Here is a 9,984-nt window from a genome sequence, read left to right on the forward strand (position 1 = left end):
TATGAACTATGAAAATGTGGATATAATTATTCCCGTTCACAACTCTGAAAAGTTTTTATTAGAATGCTTAAATTCTGTTGAAAGTCAGAATTATAACAATATTCACCTTATCATTATAAATGATGGTTCAACTGATTCTTCTCAGAACATAATAGATTCTTTTAAGAGAAGTAGTCATTTAGAAATAACAGTACTTTTCAATAAAAGTGCTCGGGGAGTTTCAAAGGCTAGAAATCAAGGATTGGATATTGCAAATGGCCCATATGTAACTTTTTTAGATAGTGATGATGTTCTATTGAAAGATCATATAAATGATTTAGTTCAGACGATTAAAGTAACGAAAAGTAAATTAGCGATTACCGGTGCTATAAAGCAAACAAAAATAAATCATATTAATAGTACATTAAAGCTTCAATCTGTCCCATCAACTAAAGCAATGAAGGCTATTTTAGGATTTGGAAATATTCAAGGTTATTCCGTTAATAAGTTATATAAACTAGAAAAAATTAATAGAGTTGGATTAAAATTTGATAATTCTCTCTTTATTTGTGAAGACCTATACTTTGTTTGTTCTTATATAAAAGAGATAACTGGGGAAATCGGATTTACGGGTACAAATACCTATATTTATCGTGAGAATGAAGATAGTAACTTAGCGCAAAGAAAAAAATTAGCTGATATTATAAAGAAAGGTAAAAATGAACAGAGAGCATATGCGGCGATCCTACAAATAATGGATACAGAACAAGAAAAAAAATATTGTGAATTAAAGAAAACGTGGGCAATGATTAACTTTATTAAGAGAGTAGTATTGATTGCAAATCCTTATCACTGTATCCCAGAAGTTATGGATATTTATAGCGGTCAAAAAAAGCACTTTTTGATAAGGGCAGTGTTATCTGGATTCTTTCCACTGAAAGATTTAGTTCATTTGATTATTGATATACACACGATTCAAATAAAACTTGGAAAGTTGAATAAAACATTATGAAAACTTTAGTGATATTAGGACCTTTACCAGATAAAGAAGGAAAAAATTTAGGCGGAGTAGCAGATTTTGATTATAACCTGGCTCAAAAAATAAAAAAATATTTTAATACGGTTGTAATTACCAATACTACGCTTTATGAGGAAATCGATGGAGTTAAAATTATTCCAATTGGGAATAAAAAATATCCATCTGTTTTTTCGTGGATAAAGATATACTCAACTCTGAAAAAGATTAAACCTGATTATACAATTTCAAGTTTACATTATAGTTTTGCTGTTGCTCCATTGAAAAATGTAAAAAAGATTCATTTTGTACATGGCTTTACGAGTAAGGCCGATTACAGTTTTCTTAAAAGGTTCGTCTGGGATATATTAAATCGTACTATTCAGCGCAATAATTTTATCCAGTTAGCTAATAGTTATTTTACAAAAACAATTAATGAAAAAAATCTGATGAATCCTATTGACGGTGTTGTTCCGCTTGGCGCAAATGACATTTTTAGAAGTAATTATTCAAGTACTCAAAGAAACATTGATTTATTATTTGTTGGGAGAATACTTAAGGCGAAGGGAATTTTTAACATAGCCAAATCATTAAAATACCTTCCTAAGAATATTAATGTGACTTTTGTTGGCGATGGCACCGATTCAAAACAATTGAAAAAATATTGTGCAGAAAACAAACTAAATGCTAAATTTTTAGGGATAAAAAAAGGCAAGGAGCTTTTAAAAATCTATCATTCTTCTAAAGTATTTATATCATTAAATACAGCGGAACCCTTTGGGATAACAAATATTGAAGCATTATTAAGTGGCTGTAAGATTGTTTGTTCGCAAACAGGAGGTCAAGTTGAGAATCTGATTAAATATCCCGCTTCTGTTTGTTTTATTCAAAATGATAATATTAGGGGAATTGCTAACGCTGTTAAAACAGCTTTAGTCGAGTTTAAAAGTTATAAGCCAAACCTAGAAAGTGCCAAAAAGTATTATTCCTATGATCGAGTTGCAAAAGATATAGTTAATGAATTAGAGGAGAAAAATTTTAATGACTGAGCCATTAGTGTCTGTAATTATCCCTGTCTATAATGTTGAAAAATATTTGGATAAGTGTTTAACCACGGTAGTATATCAGAATTACAATAACTTGCAAATAATTTTAGTTGATGATGGATCAACAGATAATAGTTTATCTATTTGTAAACATTGGTCAATTAAAGACGAAAGAATAGAGGTTTATTCTAAGAAGAATGGGGGACTTTCAGATGCCAGAAATTATGGCTTGAGATATGCAAAAGGAGAATATGTTTCTTTTATAGATTCAGACGATTGGATTTCCTTAAATATGATTAGTAAAATGGTCAATGTCTTTTCTGAAAATGATGTTGATATGGTGACATGCCAATTTATCACTGTTAATAATGGCGATGCCAAACTTTTTTCTTACCAAGATAAGAAACTTAATATAGTTGACAGAAAAGAAATGTTTAAGCTATTACTGGAAGATAATAACATGACTAGTCATGTTTGGCGAAAAATGTATAAAAGAAATTTAATCCCTAAGGATGTTTTTGAAGTTGGCAAAAATTTTGAAGACATTTTAGCAATGCCGACTTTAGTGTCAAAATGTCAAAGTATTGCCTCTATGAATGAAGGATTGTACTTTTACAGGACTTCTAATGGTAAAAGTATTGTAAATGCAATTAGTTTAAAGAATATTGAGGACCGTTTTTATGCAATAAAGGAATCAACAAATGAGATAATTAAGCTTGAACCTCAGTTGGGAAAAGTTGTTAATCAGGCTTTGTTGATAAAAGAAATAGATGTCTATCGTAATTTGATCGACTCTGGAATTATAAACGATAAACAAGCTCTGCCTTTGATAACTAGTATAAAAGAAGATTTACGTGAAAAGGATTATCGAATCTTGCCAGGAATGGCACCAAAGATGTTTGGGTATTCGATATTAAAATCAAAAGCGCTAGCAATATTGACTTACCGATTATTTGAAAAGCAAGACAGCTTATTCAAAAAAGTCATGCGAAGATTTAAGCTATATTCAGAAAGGCATAATAAACGAGTTGCGTTTAAAGATAAGTACTTAAATGGAAATGATAAGTTATTTATCGTTCTGGGAGTTCCAAATTATGGAAATTTAGGTGACCAGGCTCTTAAGTTTGCCGAGTATAATTTTATTCATAAATATTTTCCTGATTTTAAGCTTGTACCTGTTGAAATCAATGATGGCTTTTTAGTTCGAAATGTTAAGAAAAGAGTTACAAATAAAGATATTGTTGCCCTACAAGCAGGGGGCAATATTGGAACTTTATATCCGTGGTTACACAATACTCAGTTAAATTTTCTCTCAAAATTTGCAAGGAATAAGGCAATTATTTTCCCACAGACATTGTATTTTAGTGATGACCCTATGGGAAAACAATATTTGCAAAATACTAAAAGTGTTTATCAACAGATGCAGCATTTTTTGTTGTTCACTAGAGATAAATTTTCCTATGATTTTGCTCAAAATAAACTACAAGGGGTAAGGTCGGTATTAATGCCTGATATGGCACTGAGTTTAACTCCCAAAGTTGAAGAGAGTAAAAGAAGTGGAGCAATTCTGTTACTGCGAAATGATTCAGAAAAAACGTTATCTGTTGAAGATTTGCAGCTTCTTTTGAGAAAAGTAAAGGAAACCTTCGGGAATAATTATCTTCAGAGTGATACACATATACATTTTGATGATATTGATGATAATTTTGCCAAAGATAAACTTCAAGGATTATGGAATAAGATGGGTAAGAGTCAGCTTGTGATTACTGATCGGCTTCATGGAATGGTATTTGCAGCCTTGACTAACACACCTTGTATTATTTTGCATAGCAAGAGCCCTAAAATTCAGGGTGTCTATGAATGGATTAAAAATAATAAATTTATTTTTCTGGAAGATGATATTAATGAGCTGTCTAGTACGATCAAAAGTGCATTAGCAACGAGTGATTGTCACTTTGAACGAAAAAATATAAAGGAAAAGTTTGCTCAAATGGCAGAACTAATCAATAAGTTATAACTATTCTTTAAAACGTGAAAAATTGAATTTAACAGGAATATAAATTAATTATTAGGTAGAGGAGAAAATAAGTGGATCAATCACGAACTAAAAATTCATTTCGGAATATCCTTTTTAGTTTAGCTAACCAGTTAATAACTATTTTACTAGGATTTATTAATCGGAGTGTCTTTATTTGGACATTGGGAGTTGGTTATCTTGGTATTTCAGGCCTATTTTCTGATATATTGACTATGCTTTCCTTAGCAGACTTAGGTTTTGGTGTGGCCTTAACGTATAGCATGTACAAGCCATTAGCTGAGAAAGATTATGATCGTTTGGCTGCTTTAACTGGATTATATCGGCGGGTATATCGAATTATTGCTTTAGCAGTAACTCTAATAGGTCTTGCATTAGTACCATTTCTTAAGTATTTAATTAACCTTAAACACCCAATTCCTCATATCACGCTGTATTACTTAATGTTTCTAGCTAATACAGTAGCTTCCTATTTAGTTGTTTATAAAACATCAATTCTAACGGCTGATCAGAAAGATTATTTATTAAAAAAGTATCAGAGCATTTTTAGCATCGGCTCCACAGCTTGTATGACGCTTTTTTTACTGTTAACTCATAGCTACTTTATCTACCTTCTAATTCAGGTTATCTTTACCTATTCACAAAACTTCTATTCATCTTATGTGGCGGAGAAAAAATATCCCTTTATTAAGAAGCATGTTTCAATGCCGATTAAGGAAGTCAAAGAGATTTTTAAGAATCTTTATTCTGTTTTCCTTTATAAGATCTCAGGTGTCTTATTAAATGCTACGGATAATACTATTATTTCAATCATGATCGGGACGGGAATGGTCGGGTATTATTCGAACTATTCCATGATCACTTTACAAGTTACCAATCTAGTTAACACAATTTTTTATTCATTAACTGCAAGCCTTGGCAATCTTGTTGTTCGTGAAAAAGCGCATCGTCGTTACCAAGTCTTTAAGGCAATACAATCAGTTAGTGATATTTTCTCTGGTATTTGTACAGCTTGTTTATTTTTATTATTTCAGGATTTAATTCATGTATGGCTAGGTAATCACTTCTTGTTGAATAATATAACTTTGCTTGCAATTATCTGCAATTTTTATCTTGGGGTAATTTTATTACCAATTTGGATTTATCGTGAAGCTACGGGGTTATACCAGCAAACAAAATATATAATGGTGGTTACTGCAGTGATTAATCTTGTGCTATCATGCTTAATGGCTAAAACTCTAGGAGTGGCTGGTGTTTTATTTGCATCTGCAATTGCACGGTTGATGACCTATTTTTGGTATGAACCAGTTTTATTGTTTAGAAAATACTTTTCAGCATCAAGTATAAATTATTTTATTAGTATCTTGAAAAATATATTTGTAACTGTTTTAGTGATTTATATTAATGATTTATTGTTTGATAAAATTCTAGTAAATAGTTGGACGATGCTTTTTGTAAAAGCATTTTGCATTGGCATTGTTAGTCTTATAGTAACGATTCTGTTTTATTGTCGAACTGAAGGGGTAAGGATGCTTTTTGATAGGATATTAAGTTTTAAAGCCTGAAATATCAATTTAAATTAGAAAAAATTGATATTTCTTCATCTGTGATGTGACTCAGGAATACTTCAAATGGTGTGCGGTAATTAAGTAACTTCCGTGGAATATTGTTTCTGCGATGTATTAACTGTGTAACTAAGACATCAGGTAAGTGGTGAAAGTCTATCACTCCGTAAGGTGCCATTATTGTTCTCGTTGATTGGGGGCCCGCCAACCTGTATAAATGTCATGCCTATTGGTAATGTCACGCCAGTCAATGAATCCTTTACTGTTATCAAAAGTGATTGACTTAATGAAATGACGAGGCATTTTAGAAAGTCACTTATCTAATGTACTGGTTGATAACTTCATCAGTTTTACGATGGACATTAAGAACAATCATCACTTTGGATTGTCGTTCTACTAGGGGCATTACAGTACCACGATGGTTTTTTGAACAGTATCCGCCTCAAAATGTCCAAATTTGTGTTGGTAATGAGAAAAATCATGGTATCGTTGGTAGATACTATGATCAAGATGACCAGCCGTGCCACGAAATTCGATATAAACATTCGGGTTAGTTTGCTTTTCATTGATAAATGTTGGACATTGAATTGATATTGTCCATGGGCAAACATTTAGTAAAGTGTCCGCATACTACAACAATCGTCTGTTCTGTATGACCGATAATAGTATCGGGTGTCCAGCCTTGATCTGTTTATTGACATAGTTAATCTCATGCTTAGAGCAATTGATTGAACTCGTTTATTTCCACAAAGCTGTTTATTGATTGTGCTGGCAAGTCCTAAGGCATTTATTATTCAATTGTTCTACTGCTGTTAAGAAATCGATAAACACGGTAAAAAGTTTCTTAGCTTTATTTAGGTTGTTTAGCAGCTTGATAAGCCTTCGTACTTTGGTTCTAAAAATCAACTATGAGGGTAAGCTCATGTGTGGTAAAATGTTTAAAAGTTACTTGCGATTACCTTTCTTTTGAGTGCACTCGGCATGGGTGTTAGCTAGATGGTGAAAGTCCATTATGGGTCGTAGTAGTTGAAGGGAGCCTAAGGCAAAGTATTAGAAGCAGCTATAAGGCTGAAAGCGATGGATAAGATTGTTCAACAAGTTGAAGTCCCATACTACTCGAAGTTGCTTTCAGTAAAGCTATCGGTGACATGGTACGAAAGTTAATATTTTTACCCGGGAAGGTCTGGCTTACACGTTTTCCGACAGGAGGAATGAATGAAATTCCATAGAAATAAGCGATACAGTGATGTAGCGTTGAGTAGGTCAGAAGTCAGCCGAGGTTATAGTAGTCTGGTCAATCAGACGAAGGACTGAACGACAATAACTCATAAATTATATCAGAGGTGTAATTAGGTGCGACAATCGCAGAAAACAGAACAACAAGCTGACCGCTTGTCGAGGATAGGTTTGGAAAACCAAAAATACACAAGGGAGCGTAGTACCGATTATGGTGAAGGTATAAGTGTCACTATCCAAGACTTAGTCTTGGACCGCAATAACCTTAATCAGGCATAATTACGTGTTAAGAGAAATAAAGGTGTGACGATATAACTGTCGATGGACCTTCTACCATACCTCAGGGAAAATAAAACGGAATTAGTCGCCAGTTTACATGATGGCAATTATAAGCCAGCATCAGTTAAACGGGTAGAAATTCCGAAGCCTATAATGGTGGCATAATAAAGTTAGGGATACCAACGGTGGTGGACCGCGTGACCCAACAAGCAGTTGCCCAAGTCCTCACGCCTATCTCTGAACGAGTTTTCTCTGATAATAGTTTTAGCTTTCGCACTCATCGTGGTACCCAAGACGCAATCGCCAAGGTAGTTAGTCTATATAACCAAGCTTTTCGACGGATAATTGATTTAGACCTCAAGGCTTATTTCGATAACGTCAACCATGATTTAATGATTAAATACCTCTAACAATATATTGACGGCCCATGGGTACTAAGGTTAATTTGCAAGTTTCTAACTAGCGGAGTCCTAGACCATGGGCCCTTCGCTAGGAGTTATAAAGGAATTCCACAAGGAGGACTGTTATCGCCACTGCTAGCGAATGTTTATTTAAATGAGTTGGATAAAGAACTGATCAGACGTGGTCACCACTTTGTGCGTTATGCAAACGATTGTAACATTTATGTTAAAAATCAGTGGGCTGGAGAGCAAGTAATGCGAAGTATTACCCGGTTTCTTGAGAAACGATTGAAGGTTAAAGTTAATCTAGATAAAACTAAAGTTGGTAGTCCCCTAAGATTGAAATTTTTTGGCTTTTTACTAGGTGTAGACCGCTCGAACGGCCAAGCAATAAAGCTATTAACAAAGAGCAATCGAGGAGTTTCTCTGATTAAAATGTTTAAGGAAATTCATCAAAAGATGTACGGCTGGCTTCAGTATTACTCAATTGGGAAATTAGCCAATTTTATTCATTGCTTGGTTAAGAGCGCGAATAAGGCAATGCATTTGGAAGCAATGGAAGAAATTCAAAACTAAAGTTGTGAACCTACAGAAGCTAGTTTGGTCCTTTCATGATGCGTACGTTTTCGCTAGTACTCGAAAGAGCTACTAGCGGACTGTACATAGTAAGACACTAAATTATTCTTTAATGAACAGAAAACTGGAGCACCTTGGACTAATAAACTTGTCCAAGACGCTCCAGTCAATTTAAAGTGATTAAGTTGTCGAACCGCTATATACGGAACCATACGTACGCTGGTGTGAGAGGTCGGTAATTGAACTAACCAATCATCTCCTACTCGATTTAAGAATACTCGGAAATCTACTTTTTATTTTATATTATGATTTAAGGAGCTATAATTTACAATGATTCCTAAAATAATTCATTATGCCTGGATAGGAAATGAAATGCCACAAAATGTTAAAGCAGGGATTGAAATGTGGCATTATAAACTTCCAGACTGGAAATTTATGTTTTGGAACGAAAAAAATTATGATTTTGGAAAATTTAAATTTACAAAAGATAACTATGACCAGAAACGATGGGCGTATGCAACTGATGAATTACGGTATGATGTTGTAAATATGTATGGAGGGTTTTACCTTGATACAGACATGCTCATAAAAAAAGATTTAAATAATTTTAGAAATAATAAAGTAACTTTAGGATTTATGTACAATAATAGTATTTTGACATCTTTTTTTGGTGCAGAAAAAAATGCACCATTATTAAAAGAATTATTGGACTTTTATGAAAATAACTACACAAAACTAAATAAAACAACAAATAATCCTATTGTTACATATTATCTTTTGAATAAATACAACTCTAGTTTTTCCTTAAATAATAAATATCAAGAACTAGAGCCAGGAATAAAAGTTTACCCTCGTGAGTATTTTTGCTGCCCTAATAAAGATGTTAAAGCTAATTATGCTGAACATTTATTTGATAATTCTTGGGGAAATGCAAACAAAGGGACTTATGGTTTTCTAAAGAAATATTTTAAGAAAACATTGCCATCAATTTATTGGGAAATTTCTAATAAACGTGGAATTAAGAGTGCACAAAATGATTTACAAATACTAGAGAAATGTAATTTAAAATTATAATAGTTATTAGGTAAGCACGCAATAACAACACGCCTATATTTTACTTCTCAGGTCCCCTATACTGAAATCATCAGTAAGGAGGCCTTTTCTATGGAAGAAACACATGAAATTATTACACCTAGATTCTTGAACAGACCAAACCAATTAACGAAAAAACAGCATTTTCAACCACATTTAATTGCTCAAGTCGAAATAAATGATGCCAAATTAACGATTTTTAAAGGGGGCTAATGACAACCTAGCAGTTGATTTAGCGAAAACCATTATTTGCTATGCTCGTTAATTGGTACAATTCTAAGCAGTTTTACCTTATTTGTAACTGATCTGCGTAAAGGAATCAATGGCCTAGCCATGCTAATTGCCGAAAATTATGGGTTAGCGCTCTCATGATGATTCTCTCTTTTTGTTTTGCGGATCACGTAACGATCGTTATAAAGCTCTTTTCTGGGATGGTAAAGGTTTTATTTTACTTTATAAACGGTTTGAGAATGGTCAGTTAAAATGACCACGAAATAGTTCAGCGGTCAAGTTATTAAATGAGACAGAGTTAAGGCAATTGCTTAAAGGACTTAGTCCTTTTCCTGAGGTTCATCAAGCTAGTCTAGGAAATTTATCTTTTACAAACGTTTATCAATTTTGTGAAAAGGTTAATTTAAATGCAAATTTATTGTATGATAAAACAGTATATTAAACAATGAAGGGGATTGTTATGGAAATAAAGAAGCACTTTAAACTGTATAAAAGTGGCAAACAATGGGTAACAGCTGCAGTTGCAACT

7 protein-coding genes and 3 pseudogenes are annotated in these 9,984 nt (G+C 33.1%); 9 read left to right on the plus strand and 1 reads right to left on the minus strand.

What is annotated here, in order from left to right; translation table 11 throughout:
* The first annotated feature begins 1 nt into the window (after window position 1).
* The 4 genes from IEU90_RS10735 to IEU90_RS10750 all read left to right on the plus strand — a co-directional run bounded on the left by IEU90_RS10735 (window position 2) and on the right by IEU90_RS10750 (window position 5,640).
* The gene (locus IEU90_RS10735; RefSeq protein ID WP_153710939.1) at window positions 2-991 is read left to right on the plus strand and encodes a glycosyltransferase family 2 protein; all 990 of its coding nucleotides are present in this window, start codon (window positions 2-4) and stop codon (window positions 989-991) included.
* Window positions 988-2,043 (plus strand): glycosyltransferase family 4 protein, encoded by a 1,056-nt coding sequence (locus tag IEU90_RS10740; RefSeq protein ID WP_153710940.1) that lies wholly within the window; start codon window positions 988-990, stop codon window positions 2,041-2,043. Before IEU90_RS10735 ends, IEU90_RS10740 begins: the two co-directional genes overlap by 4 nt.
* Window positions 2,036-4,057, plus strand: coding sequence for a glycosyltransferase (locus IEU90_RS10745; protein WP_188358126.1), 2,022 nt, complete (start codon window positions 2,036-2,038; stop codon window positions 4,055-4,057). Before IEU90_RS10740 ends, IEU90_RS10745 begins: the two co-directional genes overlap by 8 nt.
* A gap of 71 nt (window positions 4,058-4,128) precedes the next feature.
* Window positions 4,129-5,640, plus strand: coding sequence for a lipopolysaccharide biosynthesis protein (locus IEU90_RS10750; protein WP_188358127.1), 1,512 nt, complete (start codon window positions 4,129-4,131; stop codon window positions 5,638-5,640).
* Window positions 5,641-5,644: 4 nt separating this feature from the next.
* Here IEU90_RS10750 and IEU90_RS11485 read toward each other — a convergent pair.
* Window positions 5,645-6,550: pseudogene (locus IEU90_RS11485) on the minus strand (IS30 family transposase).
* A gap of 443 nt (window positions 6,551-6,993) precedes the next feature.
* On the opposite strand from IEU90_RS11485, the pseudogene ltrA reads away from it, so the two are divergent.
* The 5 genes and pseudogenes from ltrA to IEU90_RS11535 all read left to right on the plus strand — a co-directional run.
* Window positions 6,994-8,307 (plus strand): annotated as a pseudogene (gene ltrA, locus IEU90_RS10760) (group II intron reverse transcriptase/maturase).
* 155 nt (window positions 8,308-8,462) lie between these two features.
* Entirely contained in the window at window positions 8,463-9,206 is a 744-nt protein-coding gene (locus IEU90_RS10765; protein ID WP_153710943.1) for a glycosyltransferase family 32 protein, read from the plus strand.
* A 90-nt stretch (window positions 9,207-9,296) separates the two neighbouring features.
* Complete coding sequence (locus IEU90_RS10770) at window positions 9,297-9,437, plus strand: hypothetical protein (RefSeq protein WP_153710944.1); 141 nt, start codon at window positions 9,297-9,299, stop codon at window positions 9,435-9,437.
* Window positions 9,438-9,603: 166 nt separating this feature from the next.
* Window positions 9,604-9,711, plus strand: a pseudogene (tnpB, locus tag IEU90_RS11530) (IS66 family insertion sequence element accessory protein TnpB); the annotation flags it as partial.
* A 204-nt stretch (window positions 9,712-9,915) separates the two neighbouring features.
* A partial coding sequence (locus tag IEU90_RS11535) for a KxYKxGKxW signal peptide domain-containing protein (RefSeq protein WP_371868201.1) occupies window positions 9,916-9,984 on the plus strand: 69 nt, incomplete at its 3' end.

Source organism: Limosilactobacillus caviae (assembly GCF_014635905.1).
GTDB lineage: Bacteria > Bacillota > Bacilli > Lactobacillales > Lactobacillaceae > Limosilactobacillus > Limosilactobacillus caviae.